At 69.2% G+C, this 18,264-nt stretch carries 20 protein-coding genes and 1 pseudogene; 14 read left to right on the top strand and 7 right to left on the bottom strand.

The window, feature by feature from the left end:
* Positions 1-44: 44 nt before the first annotated feature.
* On the top strand, positions 45-626 hold the full coding sequence (locus BU28_RS0107865) for a DNA-3-methyladenine glycosylase I (protein ID WP_028718985.1): 582 nt from the start codon (positions 45-47) through the stop codon (positions 624-626).
* Here the strand turns inward: BU28_RS0107865 and BU28_RS0107860 are convergent.
* On the bottom strand, positions 601-1,143 hold the full coding sequence (locus tag BU28_RS0107860) for a TlpA family protein disulfide reductase (protein ID WP_028718984.1): 543 nt from the start codon (positions 1,141-1,143) through the stop codon (positions 601-603). The two genes, BU28_RS0107865 and BU28_RS0107860, sit on opposite strands and share 26 nt — an antisense overlap.
* Positions 1,144-1,166: 23 nt before the next feature.
* On the opposite strand from BU28_RS0107860, the gene argH reads away from it, so the two are divergent.
* The 5 genes from argH to BU28_RS0107835 all read left to right on the top strand — a co-directional run bounded on the left by argH (position 1,167) and on the right by BU28_RS0107835 (position 6,877).
* Positions 1,167-2,564 carry an argininosuccinate lyase gene (gene argH / locus BU28_RS0107855; RefSeq protein ID WP_028718983.1) on the top strand — a complete coding sequence of 466 codons (1,398 nt, stop codon included), beginning with the start codon at positions 1,167-1,169 and terminating at the stop codon, positions 2,562-2,564.
* A complete protein-coding gene (locus BU28_RS25955; RefSeq protein WP_028718982.1) occupies positions 2,561-2,722 on the top strand; it encodes a hypothetical protein in 162 nt (53 codons plus the stop codon). Before argH ends, BU28_RS25955 begins: the two co-directional genes overlap by 4 nt.
* Positions 2,703-2,978, top strand: coding sequence for a DUF2834 domain-containing protein (locus BU28_RS0107845; RefSeq protein ID WP_028718981.1), 276 nt, complete (start codon positions 2,703-2,705; stop codon positions 2,976-2,978). The genes BU28_RS25955 and BU28_RS0107845 overlap by 20 nt, the downstream gene beginning before the upstream one ends.
* Positions 2,978-4,243, top strand: a complete 1,266-nt coding sequence (gene lysA, locus BU28_RS0107840) for a diaminopimelate decarboxylase (protein WP_028718980.1) — start codon at positions 2,978-2,980, stop codon at positions 4,241-4,243. Before BU28_RS0107845 ends, lysA begins: the two co-directional genes overlap by 1 nt.
* A gap of 123 nt (positions 4,244-4,366) precedes the next feature.
* Entirely contained in the window at positions 4,367-6,877 is a 2,511-nt protein-coding gene (locus BU28_RS0107835) for a DUF4175 family protein (RefSeq protein WP_028718979.1), read from the top strand.
* Here BU28_RS0107835 and rimO read toward each other — a convergent pair.
* The gene (gene rimO / locus BU28_RS0107830; protein ID WP_028718978.1) at positions 6,874-8,244 is read right to left on the bottom strand and encodes a 30S ribosomal protein S12 methylthiotransferase RimO; all 1,371 of its coding nucleotides are present in this window, start codon (positions 8,242-8,244) and stop codon (positions 6,874-6,876) included. The genes BU28_RS0107835 and rimO overlap by 4 nt on opposite strands.
* Positions 8,245-8,368: 124 nt before the next feature.
* On the opposite strand from rimO, the gene BU28_RS0107825 reads away from it, so the two are divergent.
* The 3 genes from BU28_RS0107825 (at position 8,369) to BU28_RS0107815 (ending at position 9,567) form a co-directional block, all read left to right on the top strand.
* Positions 8,369-8,869: a hypothetical protein gene (locus BU28_RS0107825; protein WP_051578012.1), complete on the top strand. Its 501-nt coding sequence runs from the start codon at positions 8,369-8,371 to the stop codon at positions 8,867-8,869.
* 173 nt (positions 8,870-9,042) lie between these two features.
* A complete protein-coding gene (locus tag BU28_RS0107820; RefSeq protein WP_028718976.1) occupies positions 9,043-9,249 on the top strand; it encodes a cold-shock protein in 207 nt (68 codons plus the stop codon).
* A 54-nt stretch (positions 9,250-9,303) separates the two neighbouring features.
* The gene (locus BU28_RS0107815) at positions 9,304-9,567 is read left to right on the top strand and encodes a hypothetical protein (RefSeq protein WP_223850298.1); all 264 of its coding nucleotides are present in this window, start codon (positions 9,304-9,306) and stop codon (positions 9,565-9,567) included.
* Between the two features lie 266 nt (positions 9,568-9,833).
* Here the strand turns inward: BU28_RS0107815 and BU28_RS0107810 are convergent, their stop codons facing one another.
* The 5 genes from BU28_RS0107810 to BU28_RS0107790 form a co-directional block, all read right to left on the bottom strand.
* A complete protein-coding gene (locus BU28_RS0107810; RefSeq protein WP_028718974.1) occupies positions 9,834-10,595 on the bottom strand; it encodes an ABC transporter permease in 762 nt (253 codons plus the stop codon).
* The gene (locus tag BU28_RS0107805) at positions 10,592-11,527 is read right to left on the bottom strand and encodes an ABC transporter ATP-binding protein (protein ID WP_028718973.1); all 936 of its coding nucleotides are present in this window, start codon (positions 11,525-11,527) and stop codon (positions 10,592-10,594) included. Before BU28_RS0107805 ends, BU28_RS0107810 begins: the two co-directional genes overlap by 4 nt.
* A gap of 89 nt (positions 11,528-11,616) precedes the next feature.
* The gene (locus tag BU28_RS0107800; protein ID WP_028718972.1) at positions 11,617-12,390 is read right to left on the bottom strand and encodes a lysophospholipid acyltransferase family protein; all 774 of its coding nucleotides are present in this window, start codon (positions 12,388-12,390) and stop codon (positions 11,617-11,619) included.
* Positions 12,390-13,319: a cell division protein FtsX gene (locus BU28_RS0107795; RefSeq protein ID WP_036762314.1), complete on the bottom strand. Its 930-nt coding sequence runs from the start codon at positions 13,317-13,319 to the stop codon at positions 12,390-12,392. Before BU28_RS0107795 ends, BU28_RS0107800 begins: the two co-directional genes overlap by 1 nt.
* Positions 13,316-13,990 carry a cell division ATP-binding protein FtsE gene (locus BU28_RS0107790; protein ID WP_028718970.1) on the bottom strand — a complete coding sequence of 225 codons (675 nt, stop codon included), beginning with the start codon at positions 13,988-13,990 and terminating at the stop codon, positions 13,316-13,318. Before BU28_RS0107790 ends, BU28_RS0107795 begins: the two co-directional genes overlap by 4 nt.
* On the opposite strand from BU28_RS0107790, the pseudogene BU28_RS26780 reads away from it, so the two are divergent.
* The 5 genes and pseudogenes from BU28_RS26780 to BU28_RS0107770 all read left to right on the top strand — a co-directional run.
* A pseudogene (locus BU28_RS26780) lies at positions 13,898-14,239 on the top strand (zinc-ribbon domain-containing protein); the annotation flags it as partial. The gene BU28_RS0107790 and the pseudogene BU28_RS26780 sit on opposite strands and share 93 nt — an antisense overlap.
* Before the next feature lie 72 nt (positions 14,240-14,311).
* Positions 14,312-15,187, top strand: coding sequence for a hypothetical protein (locus BU28_RS0107785; protein WP_248616122.1), 876 nt, complete (start codon positions 14,312-14,314; stop codon positions 15,185-15,187).
* 98 nt (positions 15,188-15,285) lie between these two features.
* Positions 15,286-16,143, top strand: coding sequence for a sulfotransferase family protein (locus BU28_RS0107780; protein WP_028718968.1), 858 nt, complete (start codon positions 15,286-15,288; stop codon positions 16,141-16,143).
* 69 nt (positions 16,144-16,212) lie between these two features.
* Entirely contained in the window at positions 16,213-17,868 is a 1,656-nt protein-coding gene (gene ettA / locus BU28_RS0107775; RefSeq protein ID WP_028718967.1) for an energy-dependent translational throttle protein EttA, read from the top strand.
* A gap of 137 nt (positions 17,869-18,005) precedes the next feature.
* A complete protein-coding gene (locus BU28_RS0107770) occupies positions 18,006-18,260 on the top strand; it encodes a hypothetical protein (RefSeq protein ID WP_028718966.1) in 255 nt (84 codons plus the stop codon).
* The last annotated feature ends 4 nt before the right edge of the window (positions 18,261-18,264 follow it).

Genomic DNA, 18,264 nt, shown 5'->3' with positions numbered 1-18,264 from the left:
ATCGGGTAAACCGCAGGGGATTTCTCGACTCAGGGTTAACGGAAATGAATGACGGCCGATGCGCCTGGTGCGGGACCGATCCGCTGTATGTCGCCTATCACGACACCGAATGGGGCGTGCCGGAACGCGACCCGCGCGCGCTTTGGGAAAAGCTGGTGCTGGACGGGTTTCAGGCGGGCCTGAGCTGGATCACCATCCTGCGCAAGCGCGCGGCGTTTCGCGAAACCTTCGAGGGCTTCGACCCCGAGCGCGTCGCCCGCTGGGGCGAGCCGCAGATCGAATCGGCGCTGAAGAACCCCGGCATCGTCCGCCACCGCGGCAAGATCGAGGCGACGGTCAAGGGCGCACGGCTGTTTCTGGAGATCGAATCGGCCGAGGGCTTCACGCCCTTCATCTGGTCCTTCACCGGCGGCCGCACCATCCAGAACGCCTTTGCCAGCATGAAGGAGGTGCCGGCCAGCACGCCCGAATCCGCAGCCATGTCCAAGGCCTTGAAAAAGCGCGGCTTCAATTTCTGCGGCCCGGTCATCACCTATGCCTTCATGCAGGCCTGCGGGCTGGTCAACGACCACATGACCAGTTGCCCCTGTCACGCCCGCGTCAAGGCGCTGTCGCCTGGCGGATAAGCGCCTTGGCGGTATCCGACGACCAGTCGGCGCCGCCCATCAGCCGGGCGATCTCGTTGCCCTCGCGGTCGATCAGCAGCGTCACCGGCAGGCCCATTACCCCCATTTCGCGCGCAAGCGCCTGGCGCGGGTCCAGCAGGACCGGCAGGTGGGTGATGTTTTCCTCCTCCAGAAACTTGCGCACCGCGGGCGGGGGATTGTGCCCGGCCGCAATCGCCACCACGGCGAAATCCTCGCCGCCCATCTCGGCCTGCAGCGCATCGAGCGAGGGCATCTCCTCGCGGCAGGGGGCGCACCAGGTCGCCCAGAAGTTCAGCAGCACCACCTTGCCCTTGTAATCGGCCAGCGAATGGGTGCCCCCCTCGGGGTCGGTGAAGGTCGTCGCGGGCACCGGGGTCGGGTCGGTCTGTTGCAGCTTGGCAAGCCCGCCGTCATGCGCGGCCTGCCAGTCGATCTCGCCCGCCCATCCGGCGTTTGCACCGATCAGCAGTGCCGTATAAAGAACCAGCCAACGCATTCCACCCCCTTGAGGCCCAATCCATGACCGAGCAGCCCTCCACCGCCAACCAGATGTGGGGCGGACGTTTCGCCGCCGGCCCGGACGCGATCATGGAGGCGATCAACGCCTCGATCGGCTTCGACCGGCGGCTTTATGCCCAGGACATCCGGGGCAGCCGCGCCCATGCGGCGATGCTGGCAGCAACGGGCATCATCAGCACTAGCGATGCCGAGGCGATCGGGAAAGGGCTTCTCACGGTCTTGTCAGAGATCGAGGCGGGGAATTTCCCCTTCCGCACCGAACTGGAAGACATCCACATGAACGTGGAATCGCGCCTGAAGGAAATCGTGGGCGAGCCGGCGGGCCGGCTGCACACGGCCCGCTCGCGCAACGACCAGGTGGCGACCGACTTCCGGCTGTGGGTGCGCGACCAATGCGACGCGGCGATTTCGGGGCTGGACGCGCTGATCCGCGCCACTTTGTCGCAGGCGGAACAGGGCGCGGACTGGGTGATGCCGGGGTTCACCCATCTGCAGACCGCGCAGCCGGTGACCTGGGGCCATCACATGATGGCCTATGTCGAGATGTTCGGCCGCGATCTCACGCGCTTCCAGGACGCGCGCAGGCGGATGAACGAATCGCCCCTGGGCGCGGCGGCGCTGGCCGGGACCGGCTTTCCCATCGACCGCGAGGCGACCGCGAAGGCGCTGGGGTTCGACCGGCCGATGGCCAACAGCCTCGACGCGGTCAGCGACCGGGATTTCGCGCTAGAGTACCTGTCCTCGGCGGCGATCTGCGCCGTCCACCTGTCGCGGCTGGCCGAGGAACTGGTGATCTGGTCCTCGGCCCAGTTCCGCTTTGTCACCATGTCGGACCGGTTTTCCACCGGCTCGTCGATCATGCCGCAGAAAAAGAACCCCGACGCGGCCGAACTGATCCGCGCCAAGATCGGCCGCATCCTGGGGGCGGCGGTCGCGCTGTTCGTGGTGATGAAGGGCCTGCCGCTGGCCTATTCCAAGGACATGCAGGAGGACAAGGAACAGGTCTTCGACGCCGCCGACAACCTGATGCTGGCCCTGGCCGCGATGACCGGGATGCTGTCGGACCTGAGCGCGAACAAGGACCGGCTGGAGGCGGCGGCGGGTTCGGGCTTTTCCACCGCGACCGACCTTGCCGACTGGCTGGTGCGCGAGGCCGGGCTGCCCTTCCGCGACGCCCACCATGCCACCGGCGCGCTGGTCGCCATGGCCGAGAAATCGGGCGTGGACCTGCCCGAACTGACGCTGGCGCAGATGCAATCGGTCAATCCGGCGATCACGGCGGATGTCTACAACGTTCTGGGCGTGCATAATTCGGTTGCCTCGCGCATGTCCTATGGCGGGACGGCGCCGGTGCAGGTCCGCGCCCAGATCGCGCGCTGGAAGGAGAAGCTGGCATGACCCATTCCATCCTGATCGCCGCGCTGGCCCTGATGCTGGCGACCCTGGCCGCCTGCGGCGTCGACGGCCCGCCCACGCGGCCCGATCCCGAAGCCCGGACCCAGCCGGGCGTCCATGTCAGCGGAGAGGCGCGGATCGGTGTCACAACAGGGCTTTGACCTGACCCCCCTGCGGCTTGTCTGGCTGGCGCTGGCGCTGTTCGGCGGCGCGGCCGAACTGCTGTCGGAGGAATACCTGTGGTCGGGTATCGGCGCGGGCGAGATCGTGGCCCAGATCACCCTGGCGCTGTGGTGCCTGGTCGAGACCATGGTGCGGCGCAACTGGGCGGCGCTTCTGACCCTGCCGGCGCTGGCGCTGGGGATCGGCTGCGCCCTGCCGCTTTATCTTTTCATCCGCTCTCGCAGGATCGTCTGATGGATCACTTCAACTATGTGGACGGCCTGCTCCATGCCGAGGATGTGCCCCTGACCGTCATCGCGGCCCAGGTCGGAACCCCGGTCTATGTCTATTCCGCGGCCACCCTGACGCGCCATTTCAAGCTGTTCCAGCAGGCGCTGGAATGGACCGACCACCTGGTCTGCTTTGCTGTCAAGTCGAACAGCAATCTCGCGGTGCTGAAGCTTCTGGGCGACCTGGGGGCGGGGATGGACATCGTCTCGGCCGGGGAATACGCCCGGGCCAGGGCCGCCGGCGTGCCGGGCAGCCGCATCGTGTTTTCCGGCGTGGGCAAGACCGGGGCCGAGATGCGCATGGCGCTGGACGGCGGCATCCGCCAGTTCAACGTCGAATCCGAGCCGGAGCTGGAGCTGCTGTCGCAGGTGGCATCCTCGCTGGGGGTGGTCGCCCCCATCGCCGTGCGGGTGAACCCCGACGTGGACGCGAAAACCCACGAAAAGATCGCGACCGGCAAGGCCGAGAACAAGTTCGGCATCCCCATCGCCCGCGCCCGCGACGTCTATGCCCGCGCCGCCGCCCTGCCGGGAATCGAGGTCGTCGGCATCGACATGCACATCGGCAGCCAGCTGACCGACCTCGAGCCTTACCGGCTGGCCTATGCCAAGATGGCCGACCTGACCCGGGCCCTGCGCGCCGACGGGCACGACATCCGGCGCCTCGACATGGGCGGGGGCCTGGGCATCCCCTATCGCCGCGACAACAACGCGCCGCCCTTGCCCATCGAATACGGCCAGGTCATCCGCGAGGCGGTGGGCGATCTGGGCTGCGAGATCGAGATCGAGCCGGGGCGCAACATCTCGGGGAACGCGGGCATCCTGCTGAGCTCGGTGATCTATCTGAAAGAGGGCGAGGGGCGGGATTTCCTGATCCTCGACGCGGCGATGAACGACCTGATCCGCCCGGCCATGTATGCCGCCCATCACGACATCGTCCCGGTGGTCGAGCAGGCGCCGGGCACGCCCGTCGCCCCCCACGATGTGGTCGGGCCGGTCTGCGAGACCGGCGACACGTTCGAGAAGGCGGTGGACCTGCCGCGGCTTTCGGCGGGCGATCTGGTCGCGCTGCGCTCGGCCGGGGCTTATGGGGCGGTCATGGCCTCGGAATACAATTCCCGGCCCCTGGTACCCGAGGTTCTGGTGCGGGGCGATCACTTCGCCGTCATCCGCGCGCGGCCGACGCTTGAGGAAATGCTGGGACGCGATACCATCCCGGAATGGCTTTAGGCGCTTATCCCGGACGCAGGCTCGGTGCCGGGGGGATCAACCCTCCGGGCCCGTGCCAAGCAGCCGGGGGTTTCACACCCCCGGACCCCCGTGGGATATTTGGACAAGAAAGAATGACTGCCCGTGGATAGGCCCGATCCCCCCCAGGTGCGTCGCGCGGTCGGCCTGACCCGCGCGGCGATGCTGTGGGAGGCGGTGGCCGTCGCCTTCTGGCCGCTGGGCGTGGTGCTGGCCGCAGTGGTCGCCGCGCTGGCCTTTGGCCTGGCCGATGTCCTGCCCCTGTCCGTCCTGCCCTGGGCGATGGGCCTGGCGCTGCTGGTCCTGGTCGTCGCTGCAGTGCGGGGCTGGCGGCGGTTCCGGCGCCCTTCGGCCGAGGCGGCGCGGGACCGGGTCGATGCGGCCCTGCCGGGGCGGCCCCTGTCGGCGCTGCGCGATCAGGTGGCCGTCGGCGCCGAGGATCCGGGCGCCGCCGCCCTGTGGCGGGCCCATCAGCGCCAGGCGGCGCGGGCGGCCGGCGCCGCGCAGCCCGTCGTGCCCGATGCGCGGCTGCGCTGGCGCGATCCGGTCGCGCTGCGGCTGGCGGGCATGGTCGCGCTGGTCATGGCGCTGGTCTTGGCCCCCGCCGGTCGCTTCGGACAGGGGATCGCGGCCCTGGGCGCGACCTTTCGCCCCGCCCCCGAAACCCGCCCCGACGTCGAGGCCGCGCCCGGCTGGGAGGGCTGGGCCGAGCCCCCAGCCTATACCCGCCGGCCGACGATCTATTTGAACGCGCTGCCCGAGGGCGAGGCCCTAAGCCTGCCCGAGGGCACGGTGCTGAGCTTTCGCATCTATGGCGAGGGCACGGCGGTGGCGCAGGACATCGGCGAGGCGCTGCCGGGCACCGATCCCGCCGCGCCCGAATTCCTGGCCGAGCGCGACGGCACGGTCGAGGTCGCCGGCCGGCGCTTTCCGGTGATGGTGATCCCCGATGCCGCGCCGACCGTCGGGCCCTTGGTCCAGCCCGACCGCCGCGCCGACGGCCGCTTCGTCCAGCCCTTTTCGGCCAGTGACGACAATGGCGTCGCGCGCGGCCGGGCGGTGATCGCGCTGGACATGGCGGGGATCGACCGCCGCTTTGGCCTGGCCGTCGAACCCGAGCCGCGCGCGGCCATCGAACTGGACCTGCCCCTGCCCGCGACCGGGGCGCGCCGCGACCTGCGGGGCCAGCTGACCGCCGACCTGTCGCGCCACCCCTGGGCGAACCTGCCGGTCACCGTCTCGCTTGAGGTGCGCGACGGGATCGACCAGGCCGGCCGTGCGCAGCCGGTGGCGATGATCCTGCCGGGGCGGCGCTTTTTCGATCCGCTGGCGGCGGCGCTGATCGAGCTGCGCCGCGACCTGCTGTGGTCGCGCGAGAACGCGGCCCGCAGCGCCCAGCTGCTGCGCGCCGTCAGCTGGCAGCCCGAGGGCTTCATGGACCCGGCCCTGGCCCAGGGTCTGCGCGGCGCGATCGGCGTCCTGGAGGCCGGTTCCCTGACCGAGGACTCGCGCAACGACCTGGCCCAGGTCCTGTGGGACGCGGCCGTCGCGCTTGAGGACGGCGGGCTTGCCGACGCGCTGGAGCGGATGCAGCAGGCGCAGGAGCGGCTGTCCGAGGCGATCCGCAACGGCGCCAGCCCCGACGAGATCCAGCGCCTGATGGACGAATTGCGCGAGGCGACCGACGCCTATACCGACATGCTGGCCCAGCAGGGCGAGGACCCGGCCGAGAAATTCGACCGCTCGCCCAAGGCGCAGGGCCAGCGCATCACCGGCGACCAGATCCAGCAGATGATGGACGAGATCCAGCGCCTGATGAACGAGGGCCGCATGGCCGAGGCGCAGGAGCTTCTGGACCAGTTCAACCGCATGATGCAGAACATGCGCGTCACCCGCGAGCCGGGCGAGGGCGGCGAGGGCGAGCGTCCCTCGGACCGGCTGGCGCAGACGCTGCGCGACCAGCAGCGCCTGGCGGACGAGGCGATGCGCCAGATGCAGGACCAGTACGGCCAGTGGCAGCCCGGACAGGACGGCCAGCAGGGCCAGGGCGACCAGCAGAACCAGGACCTGGCCGACCGCCAGCGCGAGCTGCGCGAGGCGCTGGGCCGCCAGCGCGGGTTGCTGCCGGGGCGCGGCACCCAGCCCGGCGACCAGGCGCGGCAGGCGCTGGACGACGCCGGCCGCGCGATGGAGGGGGCCGAACAGGCCCTGCGCGACGGCGACCCCGCTGGCGCGATGGAGCGCCAGGCCCAGGCCATCCAGAACATGCGCGAGGGCATGCGCGCCCTGGGCGAGATGCAGGCCCAGAACCAGCCGGGGCAGGAGGGCGCGCCCCAGCAGGGTGGGCAGGAAGGCGGCCCCGAAGGTCAGAGCCGCGAAGGAAACGGCCAGCGCGGCCTGGCCCAGCCCTATCAGAACCGCCCCCAGACCGATCCGCTGGGCCGCTCGACCGAGGGGCAGGGCGGCCAGATCGCGACCGGCGACCCCCTGGCGGAAGGGCCCGATCCCGCGCGCCGCGCCCGCGACCTGCAAGAGGAAATCCGCCGCCGCAGCGGCGAGCGCACCCGGCCCGAGGATGAACGCGACTATCTGGGCCGGCTTCTGGACCGCTTCTAGTCGAGCCGGCCCCAGAGGTCGTATTCCCCGGCCTCGTCCACCGTCACGGTGACGATGTCGCCCGGTGTCAGCGCCTCGAACCCGTCGTCGATGAACAGGTTGCCGTCGATTTCCGGCGCATCGGCCTTGGTGCGGCAGGTCGCCCCGTCCTCATCGACCGAATCGACGATCACCTCGATGCGGCGTCCGACCTTGGCGGCAAGCTTCGCCTCGGAAATCGCCTGCGCCTTTTCCATGAAGCGGTCCCAGCGCTCCTGCTTGACCTCGGCGGGCACATGGTCGGGCAGCAGGTTCGCCCGCGCGCCCTTGACGTTTTCGTATTGGAAGCAGCCGACGCGATCCAGCTGCGCCTCGTCGAGCCAGTCGAGCAGGGTCTGGAACTCGGCCTCGGTCTCGCCCGGATAGCCGACGATGAAGGTCGAGCGCAGGGTGATCTCGGGGCAGGCTGCGCGCCAGGCCGCGATCTCGTCCAGCGTCCTGGCCGCCGCTGCCGGACGGGCCATGCGCTTCAGCGTGTCGGGATGGGCGTGCTGGAAGGGGATGTCCAGATAGGGCAGCACCAGCCCCTCGGCCATCAGCGGGATCAGGTCGCGCACATGCGGATAGGGATAGACGTAATGCAGCCGCACCCAGGCGCCAAGCGACCCCAGGTCGCGGGCCAGGTCGGTGATATGGGCGCGATGGCCGCGCTCGGTCGCGAACTTGCGGTCAAGGCCATAGGCCGAGGTGTCCTGCGAGATCACGAGGAGTTCGCGCACCCCGGCCTCGACCAGCTTTTCCGCCTCGCGCATCACCGCGTGCGCCGGGCGGCTGACCAGTTTCCCGCGCATGTCGGGAATGATGCAGAACTTGCAGGCGTGGTTGCAGCCTTCGGAAATCTTCAGATAGCTGTAATGGCGCGGCGTCAGCTTGACGCCACTAGCCGGCAGCAGGTCCACGAACGGGTCGGGGCTGGGGGGCACGGCATGGTGCACCGCGTCCAGCACCTGTTCGTATTGCTGCGGGCCGGTCACGGCCAGCACGGACGGATGCGCGCCGGTGATGTATTCGGGTTCCGCGCCCAGGCAGCCGGTGACGATGACCTTGCCGTTTTCCGCCAGCGCCTCGCCGATGGCCTGCAGGCTTTCGGCCTTGGCCGAATCAAGGAAGCCGCAGGTGTTCACGATCACCGCGCCCGCGCCCTTGTAGTCGGGGCTGATGGCATAGCCTTCGGCGCGCAGGCGCGTCAGGATGCGTTCGCTGTCGACCAGCGCCTTGGGACAGCCAAGGCTGACCATGCCGATGGTCGGTTGCCCGTCCCTTCGTGTAGTGTCGAAGATCGGGCTGGGGGCTAGATCGGGGCGCAGCAGGGGCGGGTTCTGGCTCATGATGGGCGGCATATAGTGCGGGCCGGGGCGCTTGTTAAGCGCCAAGCGCAGGCCCGGCGGCCGGCGGCGCGCTCGCCGGAACGTCATTTTGACGCCGGCGGGCTTCGCGGCATAAGCTGGCGTCATGACCACGCGCCCCCTCACCATGCCCCGACTGACCCCGGCCAGACTGGCCATGTCCCGCCTGCTTCCGCTTGTCGCCGCCGCCCTGGTCGCGGCCCTGCTGCCCGGTCCCGCCCCCGCCCAGCCGCGCGGCAAGGCCGAGCCGATCATCATCCTGAACAACAAGGGCGGCAACGTGCTCGAGGCGGTGCAGTACCGCAACAGGCTTGCGGCCAGCGGGCGTCCGGTGCAGGTGCGGGGCTATTGCCGCTCGGCCTGCACGATCTACACGACGCTGCCCAATGCCTGCCTGGGCCCGAACGCCACCATCGGCTTTCACGCCCCGCGCATCCCCGGCACCACCATCATCCCGCCCCTGGTGGACGAGATCATGGGCCGCTTTTACCGCGGCGGCATCCTGCGCAAGTGGAACAGCGAATGGAAGCATTCGCTGAAGATGCACAAGATCAGCGCCCGCGACTATGTCCGGCTGGACCCGCAGACCAAGCTGTGTCCGCGCTGAGGCCGGGCACGGCATGCGCAGTCGGGGGTTGTTTTTGGCGCCGGTCCGCCCTATCTTGGGCGGGCAACGTTATTTCTTCTGCACTGTCTCCTTTTCGGCTTCAGACTGCGTTTTGATCTGACCGAGCCGGGTCGCCGCAATTTCGCGGGCGACATACAAAAGGAGATCTCACGATGGCCAATGGCACCGTGAAATGGTTCAACGCAACCAAGGGTTTCGGCTTCATCGCCCCGGAAGATGGCGGCAAGGACGTGTTCCTGCACATCTCGGCCGTGGAACGCGCCGGCCTGCGCACCGTCGCTGACGGCCAGGCGGTGACCTTCGACATCGAATCGGGTCGCGACGGCCGCCAGTCGGCGCGCAACCTGGCCCTGGCCTAAGCCTCGGGACCGACTGCGGCGGCATGGCGTCCCTGGCGCCGGCCCGCCTGCGGCATGACGATGGGACCGGCCGATCCCGGCCGGCCCGAACCCCTGATGGAGGCCGCCATGGCACCCAAGGACGGGACCAAGGGGCTGTTCCGCGCGCCGGCCCCGCTGACCGCGATGGACCGCACGACCTCGGAGGCGCGGCAGATCATCGCCGACCAGACCGAGCGTCGCCAGCAGCTGACCGCAAAACTGCGCGCCGCGCGCCTGGCCCAGGCGGCAGCCGCGCCGGAACCGGCGCCCGCCGCCAAGCGCGGCAAGAAGACCTGATCACAGGCAGACCGACCTGACTCGGCCAGACCGGGGACGGACGGATTCCCGACGCATGGGGCAGGTGATCCTGCCCGCCCGGCAAGGGGTCGCCGCCTGCGGCCCCCCTTGCCGTATTCAACACTCATGAAAGGTTTCGATGACCACCAGACGACCCACCCGCAGAAAGACCGCCCGCAAGCATCAGGATCAGCGCCGCCTGGCCGCGATGTTCGCCACGAAACGCCTCGCGGCCCCTTTGGCCCTTTCGGCGCCCAAGGCCCCGCCTATTCGCGAAGCCGCCAGCCGGTGACGAAGATCCAGCGGATGATGCCCAGGCAGACCAGGATCATCCCCGCGACCGCCAGCAGCGAGACGCCCACCGGCACGTCGGCGATGTCGAAGAAGCTCCAGCGAAAGCCAGAGATCAGGTAAAGCACCGGATTGAGCTTGGCCACGCCTTCCCAGAACGGCGGCAGCATCGAGGCCGAATAGAACGCGCCGCCCAGGAACACCAGGGGCGTGATGACCATCATCGGCACGATCTGCAGCTGCTCGAAGGACTTGGCCCAAAGCCCGATGATGAAGCCCAGCAGCGAAAATCCCAGCGCCGTCAGGGTCAGAAAGGCCAGCATCCAGACCGGATGGGCGATGTGGATGCCGTTGAACCAGAAGCTGGTCACCAGGATCACCAGCGCGATCAGCACGGCCTTCGAGGCGGCGGCGCCGACAAAGCCCAGCGTGACCTCGACCCAGCCCGTCGGCGCGACCAGGTATTCATAGATCGTCCCCGAGAATTTCGGGAAATAGATGCCGAAGCTGGCGTTGCTGACCGATTGCTGCAGCACGGTCAGCATCATCAGGCCGGGCACGATGAAGGCGCCATAGGCCACGCCCTCGACCGACTGGATGCGCCCGCCGATGGCTGCGCCGAAGACGACGAAATACAGCACCGTGGACAGCACGGGCGAGGCGAGCGATTGCCAGACCGTGCGAAAGAAGCGCGCCATCTCGTGGTCATAGATCGCGCGTGCGGCGTTCCAGTTCATGCGCTCGCCTCCTGCCGGTCCTCGACCAGCGACATGAAGATTTCTTCCAGATTGCTTTGCTTGGTGGCGACGTCGCGCACCGCGATGCCGTGCTGGGTCAGCTCGGCCAGAAGCCGGGCGATGCCGGTCCGCTCGGCCCGGGTGTCATAGTCATAGCCCAGCTCCATTCCGTCGGCCGACAGCGCCAGCCGGTCGGCCAGTTCTTCGGGCAGGGCGGCCAGCGGCTCGTACAGCGATATGGTCAGGCGCTTCTTGCCGAACTCGCCCATCAGCTCGGCCTTGGGCTTGACCAGCAAAAGCTCGCCCCGGTTGATGACGCCGATGCGGTCGGCCATGTCCTCGGCCTCTTCCAGGTAATGCGTGGTCAGGATGATGGTCACGCCCTGGGCACGCAGGTCGCGCACCACCTGCCACATCTCGCGCCGCAGCGTCACGTCGACGCCGGCCGTCGGCTCGTCCAGGAACAGCACCTTCGGGCGATGCGACAGCGCCTTGGCGATCAGCACGCGCCGCTTCATGCCGCCCGACAGCTCGCGCGTGCGGGCGTCACGCTTGTCCCACAGCGCCAGGCTGCGCAGCAGGCTTTCCAGATAGGGCTCGTCCGGGCCCTCGCCGTAAAGCCCGCGGGTGAAGCGCACGCAGTCGATGACCTTCTCGAAGGGCTCCAGCGCGATCTCCTGCGGCACCAGGCCGATCAGCTTCCTGGCCGCGCGCCAGTCGCTGCGGATGTCGTGGCCGCCCACGCGCACCGTGCCCCCGGTGGGCCGGACCAACCCGCAGATGATGGAAATCAGCGTGGTCTTGCCGGCGCCATTGGGGCCCAGCAGGGCCAGGATCTCGCCCTGACGGATCGACAGCGACACGTCCTTCAGCGCCGAGGTCCCGGAATCGTAGCGTTTCGACAGCCGGTCGATCTCGATGATGGGGTCCATGTCCTTCTCCGTCTTGGGCGCCGGCCGAAAGCGGGCAGCCCAGCCCAGATAGGCGCGCCGGACCGATCCGGCAATGGCAAGCGCCCAGATCAGCGCCCCGCCAGCGCGGCCTCGCCCCCGGCCTCGTGGTAAAGCGCAAGGCTCGCAGGCTCGATCCGACCGGCCAGATCGGCCAGCAGGGGCTCGATGCGCTGGCCGGGGGGGACGGGCTCCAGGAACTGGACCACGGCCACGCCGGGGCGGATCGGAAAGCCGCGCTTGGGCCAGAACAGGCCGCAATCGACGGCGACCGGAACGATGGGAAGGCCGGTCGCACGCTGGATGATCGCCACCCCGGGCTTATAGGGCAGGCTGTGGCCGGGCAGGGTGCGCGTGCCCTCGGGATAGACGATCAGCTGGCCCAGCCCCTCGGGCGAGCGGCGCGCGGCCTCGACCTCGGCGGTGATCTGGCGCAGCGCGTCCTTGCCCTTGGTGCGGTCGATCGGGATGCAGCCGACCTTGCGGGCGAACCAGCCCATGATCGGCACGTTCAGCACCTCGCGCTTCATCACGAAGGCGCGGCGCGGGCAGGCCTGCGCCAGCGCGAGGATGTCCAGAAAGCTTTGGTGCTTGGCCGCGATCAGCACGTCGCCCACCGGAGGCGCGCCGCGATATTCGACCCGCACCCCCAGGATGACGCGCGCCGCGCCCAGCATCTGGCGCAGCCAGACGGTGGCGACGCGGTTCGCCGCCGCGCGCCCGCGCAGGCCCTGCGGCAGGCCCCAAAGCCCCAGCACCAGCGTCGCGAGCGCGATGTAGAGGTAATAGGCCAGCGTGCGCGCCCAGGCCAGCGCGCCGCCCCGACCCGGCCGGCGGGACGCCATCAGGCGACCTCGCGCAGCATCCGCAGCGCCGCCCAGCGGGTCGCGGCAAAACCGATGGCGGCGGCGGCCAGCGGGATCAGCAGCGGCCAGATCCAGCCCCAGCCCTGGAACCCCAGGCCGGTCAGGAAGCCCCCGGCCTCGTCTGCGGCGGGCAGCGCCCAGACCGCCAGCATGCCCAGCACCGTGCCCGCGGCGGCGCCCAGCGCGGCGCGGCGGGTAAAGCGGCGCACGAAGGCGGTGGCGATGGTGATGTCGCGCGCACCGATCAGCCGCAGCACCCGGATCACCTGCCCGTTCGCCGCCAGCGAGGCCTTGGCCGCCAGCGTGATCATCGCCCCCGACGTGGCCGCGATCAGCAGCAGCGAGAACAGGCCCAGCGCCCGCAGCCGACCCGCGGCGCGCACCAGCGGCTCGCGCCAGCGGGTGTGGTCGTCCAGCACCGCGCCCGGCGCCTCGCCCTGCAGGCGCAGCGCAAGGGCTGCGGAATCGAACCCTTCGGGGCCTTCGCTCACCTCGATCAGGCGCGGCACGGGCAGGGCCTCGACCGGGACATCGGGGCCGAACCAGGGCTCCAGCAGCTTTTCGACCTCGGCGTCGGGCAGCATCCGCGCCTCGGCCACGCCGGGCGTGGTCTTCAAGACCTCCAGCACGGTCGCCGTCTGGTCGTCGATCTGGTCGGCGGGGGCGGACAGCCGCACCGTCACCGTCTGCGCCAGTTCCGTGGACCAGCGCTCCGCCAGCCGGCCCGTGGCCAGCGCCAGGGCCAGCGCAAAGACCGCCAGAAAGGCCATCGCCCCGGCGGAGAACAGCGTCAGCTGCGCGGTATAGCCGGTCGGCGGCACCACCCGGTCGGCGCCGGTGGCGTCCGGCCGCGTCAGCCCGCGCCACAGCGCGCCCAGGTCCAGCGATTTCAGATCGGTCTTTTTCACAGGTCGGCCCCCGCCAGTTGCAGCCGCTTGCCCGCGATGCGCAGCACCCGCGCCTGCACCTGCTGCTTGGCCGCGCGGATCAGGTTCATGTCATGGGTGGCAAACAGCACCGCCTTGCCCGAGCGGTTCAGTTCGATCAGCAGTTGCAGCAGCCGCATCGACATGTCCCAGTCCAGGTTTCCCGTCGGCTCGTCGGCGATGACCAGGTCGGGGGACATGATGACGGCGCGGGCCAGGGCCGCGCGCTGGCGCTCGCCCCCCGACAGGGCCGGCGGCATGGCGCGGCTGTGGCCGGTCAGCTGCACCCAGCTCAGCAGGTCCGACAGCGCCTGCATGTCCACCGTCTCGCCGGCGACGATCTGGGGCAGGGCGATGTTCTCGGCGACCGGCAGGTGGTCCAGGAACTGGGTGTCCTGGTGGACCACGCCGATGCGGCGGCGCAGGGCGGCGATGCCGTCGCGCGACAGTTCGCGCACGTCCTGGCCAAAGGCGGTCATCCGCCCGGCGCTGGGCAGCAGGTCGGCATAGCACAGCCGCAGGAAGGTGGTCTTGCCCGACCCCGAGGGCCCGGTCAGGAAATGGAACGATCCCGGCGGCAGCGCCAGCGACATGTCGGCCAGCAGGGGATCGTCCCCGCCATAGCCGAAAGACAGGTTCTGCATCTCGATCACGGGGCGGTTCCTTCCTTCCGGGCCGGCCGTTCGGGCGGGCGGCCGGGCTGCTTGGCGTGCGGTTCGCGGCTTGATAGAACAGTCGCGCGGCGAATGCGAGACGCAGCCACGCTGGCGCCCGCACCGCCCCCAAGCGACGATGAAAGTGACCGAATGCGCCTGACCTGCCCCCGTTGCAGAGCCGAATACGAGATCCCCGATACGGCCATTCCTGCCGCCGGACGCGAGGTCGAATGTTCATCCTGCGCCCATGTCTGGTTGCAGATGCCGGCCGCAGCCCCCGTCGCAGCCCCGAAAACACGCGGGAATCCGCCGCCCGCCGTGCAACCGGCGCCGGCGGGGCAGGGGGCGGCATACCCCAGCGAACCCGCGCCGCTGAGCCGCCCTCTGGACGATTCCATCCTGTCCATCCTGCGCGAGGAAGCCGCCCGGGAGCTTTCCGCCCGCCAGGCCGAGGGCCGCAAGCCGGCCCCGGCGGCCGATCACATTCCCGTTATTTCCGCGGCGCCGCCGCCGTCGCAGACCGTCGCCGAACCCGAATTGCACCCCGTGCCCCAACAGCCCACGACCGCGCCGACGCCCCCGCGCGCGGATTTCGACTGGCCGGTGGCGACAGTGACGCTGCCCGACGATGCGCCGCCCGACGATGCGCCGCCCGCGTTCGCCCCCGCGCCCGCATCCACGTCGGAACCCGAGCCGCAACCCGAGCCCGCCCCCGCGCCCCGGCCCAGGCTGGTCCCGCTGCCCGAGCCCGCCGTCTCGATCACCGACCCCGAATCCGACGCGGCCCCGGACCAGCCGCCGCGCCGGCTGCCCGACGCGGCGCTGCTGGCCGCGACCCTGACCCGGCGCGCCGCGCCCGCCCCGTCCACGGACGACACCGCCCGGCCCGAACAGGCCCGCGACAGGGACGCCCGCCCCGATGGCCCCCTGGCCCGGCCGGCCCGCCCCGCGCCCACCCGCCCCGCGCCCGCCGCCACCGCCACCGCCCTGCCGGCCGTGGTTCCCGCCCGGCGCGGCGGCTATGCGGCGGGCTTCGGCCTTGCCGTCATGCTGGCGCTGGCTTTCCTGGCGCTTTACGCGCTTGCCCCCCGCCTGCCCGCCGGGCAGGACGGCGGCGGCGGCGCTTTGGGCGCGCTGCGGGACGGCGTCGATCAGCTTCGGCTGTGGCTGCACGGCCTGCTGACCGCAGGTTGAGCGCCGCCTGGCGCAGATTCCTTTTGGCCGCGGGTTCCCCTCGCCCCGGCCCTGCCTTAAGGAGGGGCTGCTTATGACCGGCAATCAAGGCGGAACGCATGGACTGGGACCCGAACGGCAAGCCTCGCAAACCCGATTTCCTGGGCATCGGCGCGCAAAAGGCCGGGACCACCTGGCTGTCGCAGATGCTGGGCCAGCATCCCGGCCTGTGGACGCCCCCCTTCAAGGAGGTGCAGTTCTTCAACCACCGCTTTGTCGAGGAGCACCGCAAATGGCTGCCCTGGCATTTCAAGCGCGCCCGCCAGAACATCGAGAAACGCTATGAGGCGCGGGGCGAGGACGTGCCCGCCCCGGTCGTGAAATACCTCGACCGCGTGATGCGCGAACCGATGTTCACCAACCACTGGTACAAGACCGTCTTCGCGCCCGCCCCCGAAGGCCGCAAGACCATCGACATCACCCCCGAATATTCGACCCTGCCCGAGGAAGGGGTGGATTTCATCGCGAAATTCCTGCCCGAGGCCAGGTTCATCTACATCATCCGCCATCCGGTGGACCGCGCCATCTCGCAGCTCAAGATGAACCTGACGCGGGCGCGCCGCAAACCCGCCTCGGTCGAGGACTGGCTGACCGAGGTCCAGGACCCGGTGCTGGTCGACCGCGGCGACTACAGGACCTATGTGCCGCGCTGGAACGCCCGCTTCGGCGCCGACCGGATGTTGTACCTGCCCTTCGGCCGCATCGCCCGCGACCCCCTGGGCCTGCTGCGCCAGGTCGAAACCTTCCTCGGCCTGCCGGCGCACGACTATCGCGACACCGGGCGCAAGGTCTTTGCCTCGGACAACAGCCTGGTCGTGCCCGACAAGGCCCGCGCCGCGCTGCGCGCAAAGCTCGAACCGCAGTTCGCCTTTCTCGAGGAAACCTTCGGCCGCGCCTTCACCAGCCAGTTCCGCTAGGCTTTCCCTTTCGCCCGGCCTGCACTACATAGCCCCGAACGCAGCGCTTCCAGAACACGGGGAAAGATCATGGCCTCCTACCAGTTCGTCTACCACATGGACGGGGTGTCCAAGACCTATCCGGGCGGCAAGAAGACCTTCGAGAACATCCGCCTGAACTTCCTGCCCGGCGTCAAGATCGGCGTCGTGGGCGTCAACGGCGCCGGCAAATCCACGCTTCTGCGCATCATGGCCGGCATCGACAAGGACTTCACCGGCGAGGCCTGGGCCGCCAAGGGCGCGACCGTGGGCTATCTGCCGCAGGAACCCCAGCTCGACCCCGCCCTGAACGTGCGCGGCAACGTGATGGAGGGCGTCAAGGCCAAGCAGGCCAAGCTCGACCGCTACAACGAACTGGCGATGAACTACTCGGACGAGACCGCCGACGAGATGGCGCGCCTGCAGGACGAGATCGACGCCGAGAACCTGTGGGATCTCGACAGCCAGATCGACGTCGCGATGGAGGCGCTGCGCTGCCCGCCCGACGACGCCGACGTGGACAGCCTTTCGGGCGGCGAGCGGCGCCGCGTCGCGCTGTGCAAGTTGCTGCTGGAACAGCCCGACATGCTGCTTCTGGACGAACCGACCAACCACCTGGACGCCGAAACCATCGCCTGGCTGCAAAAGCACCTGATCGAATACCCGGGCACCATCCTCTGCGTCACCCACGACCGCTATTTCCTGGACGACATCACCGGCTGGATCCTGGAACTGGATCGCGGCCGCGGCATCCCCTACGAAGGCAATTATTCGGCCTGGCTGGAACAGAAGGCCAAGCGGCTGGAACAGGAAGCGCGCGAGGACAAGGCCAAGCACAAGACGCTGGAGCGCGAACTGGAATGGATCCGCGCCGGCGCCAAGGCGCGGCAGGCCAAGCAGAAGGCCCGGATCAACGCCTATAACGAACTCGCCAGCCAGTCCGAGCGCGAGAAGCTGTCGAACGCCCAGATCATCATCCCCAACGGCGAGCGGCTGGGCAACAAGGTGATCGAGGTCGAGGGGCTGAAAAAGGCCATGGGCGACAAGCTTCTGGTCGAGAACCTGTCCTTCAGCCTGCCGCCGGGCGGCATCGTCGGCGTGATCGGCCCGAACGGCGCCGGCAAGTCCACGCTGTTTCGCATGCTGACCGGGCAGGAGCCCCCCGACGCGGGCGAGATCAGCTATGGCGACACGGTGAAGCTCAGCTATGTCGACCAGTCCCGCGACGCGCTCGACCCCAACAAGACCGTTTGGGAGGAAATCTCGGGCGGGGCCGAGCTGATCGAACTGGGCGACGCGACAATGAACAGCCGCGCCTATTGCAGCGCCTTCAACTTCAAGGGCGGCGACCAGCAGAAGAAGGTGGGCCTGCTCTCGGGCGGCGAACGCAACCGCGTGCACATGGCCAAGCTGCTGAAATCGGGCGGCAACGTGCTGCTGCTGGACGAACCGACCAACGACCTGGACGTGGAAACCCTGCAGGCGCTGGAGGCCGCGCTCGAGGATTTCGCCGGCTGCGCGGTCATCATCTCGCACGACCGCTTCTTCCTCGACCGGCTCTGCACCCATATCCTGGCCTTCGAGGGCGACGCCCATGTCGAATGGTTCGAGGGCAACTTCGAGGACTACGAGGCCGACAAGGTCCGCCGCCTCGGCCCCGATTCGATCGAACCGAAGCGGGTGAAGTACAAGAAGTTCACGCGGTAGGGTGGGTTCAAAACCGACTCCGGTTGGATATCGGGCATCACTTCAAACTTTTCGGCCCTAAAGTTTGAAGTGAGCGCCCGGTTCCAACGTCAGGCATATCTTGCGATACGACACAGACCATCGCCACCATCGACCGGATGATCGCGCTCAAGGTCGAATACTGCGACCGCGTCACCGCGATCAAAAGCGGCAATGCCGTCGGCGTCGTCTCGATGCTGTTCGAAAATCCGGTGGTCATTCCCAGGCCGGTGGCAGAGCGCCAAGAAATCAGCGACACGTGCGCGCGCCAGCTGCTGGCCAAGCTGGCTGAACTTGGCATCATCCACGAGGTCACCGGCGTCTATTCCAAGGCCTATATCGCCGCGGGCATCATGGCCGCAGCCCGCCGCTGACCCC

The sequence above is a fragment of the Paracoccus yeei ATCC BAA-599 genome (genome assembly GCF_000622145.1).
Taxonomy (GTDB): Bacteria; Pseudomonadota; Alphaproteobacteria; order Rhodobacterales; family Rhodobacteraceae; genus Paracoccus; species Paracoccus yeei.
Note: the sequence above shows the minus strand (reverse complement) of the source record. Positions and strands in the feature narration are given on the sequence as shown.

What these genes read in the sequence shown, in the direction of transcription:
- BU28_RS0107770 (WP_028718966.1), top strand. Translation starts at nt 18,006, where the DNA reads ATGATCGCGCTCAAGGTCGAATACTGCGACCGCGTCACCGCGATCAAA.
- BU28_RS0107865 (WP_028718985.1), top strand. Translation starts at nt 45, where the DNA reads ATGAATGACGGCCGATGCGCCTGGTGCGGGACCGATCCGCTGTATGTC.
- BU28_RS0107810 (WP_028718974.1), bottom strand. Translation starts at nt 10,595, where the DNA reads ATGAACTGGAACGCCGCACGCGCGATCTATGACCACGAGATGGCGCGC.
- BU28_RS0107825 (WP_051578012.1), top strand. Translation starts at nt 8,369, where the DNA reads ATGACCACGCGCCCCCTCACCATGCCCCGACTGACCCCGGCCAGACTG.
- BU28_RS0107805 (WP_028718973.1), bottom strand. Translation starts at nt 11,527, where the DNA reads ATGGACCCCATCATCGAGATCGACCGGCTGTCGAAACGCTACGATTCC.
- BU28_RS0107800 (WP_028718972.1), bottom strand. Translation starts at nt 12,390, where the DNA reads ATGGCGTCCCGCCGGCCGGGTCGGGGCGGCGCGCTGGCCTGGGCGCGC.
- argH (WP_028718983.1), top strand. Translation starts at nt 1,167, where the DNA reads ATGACCGAGCAGCCCTCCACCGCCAACCAGATGTGGGGCGGACGTTTC.
- BU28_RS0107780 (WP_028718968.1), top strand. Translation starts at nt 15,286, where the DNA reads ATGGACTGGGACCCGAACGGCAAGCCTCGCAAACCCGATTTCCTGGGC.
- BU28_RS0107815 (WP_223850298.1), top strand. Translation starts at nt 9,304, where the DNA reads ATGACGATGGGACCGGCCGATCCCGGCCGGCCCGAACCCCTGATGGAG.
- BU28_RS0107820 (WP_028718976.1), top strand. Translation starts at nt 9,043, where the DNA reads ATGGCCAATGGCACCGTGAAATGGTTCAACGCAACCAAGGGTTTCGGC.
- BU28_RS25955 (WP_028718982.1), top strand. Translation starts at nt 2,561, where the DNA reads ATGACCCATTCCATCCTGATCGCCGCGCTGGCCCTGATGCTGGCGACC.
- BU28_RS0107860 (WP_028718984.1), bottom strand. Translation starts at nt 1,143, where the DNA reads ATGCGTTGGCTGGTTCTTTATACGGCACTGCTGATCGGTGCAAACGCC.
- rimO (WP_028718978.1), bottom strand. Translation starts at nt 8,244, where the DNA reads ATGAGCCAGAACCCGCCCCTGCTGCGCCCCGATCTAGCCCCCAGCCCG.
- lysA (WP_028718980.1), top strand. Translation starts at nt 2,978, where the DNA reads ATGGATCACTTCAACTATGTGGACGGCCTGCTCCATGCCGAGGATGTG.
- ettA (WP_028718967.1), top strand. Translation starts at nt 16,213, where the DNA reads ATGGCCTCCTACCAGTTCGTCTACCACATGGACGGGGTGTCCAAGACC.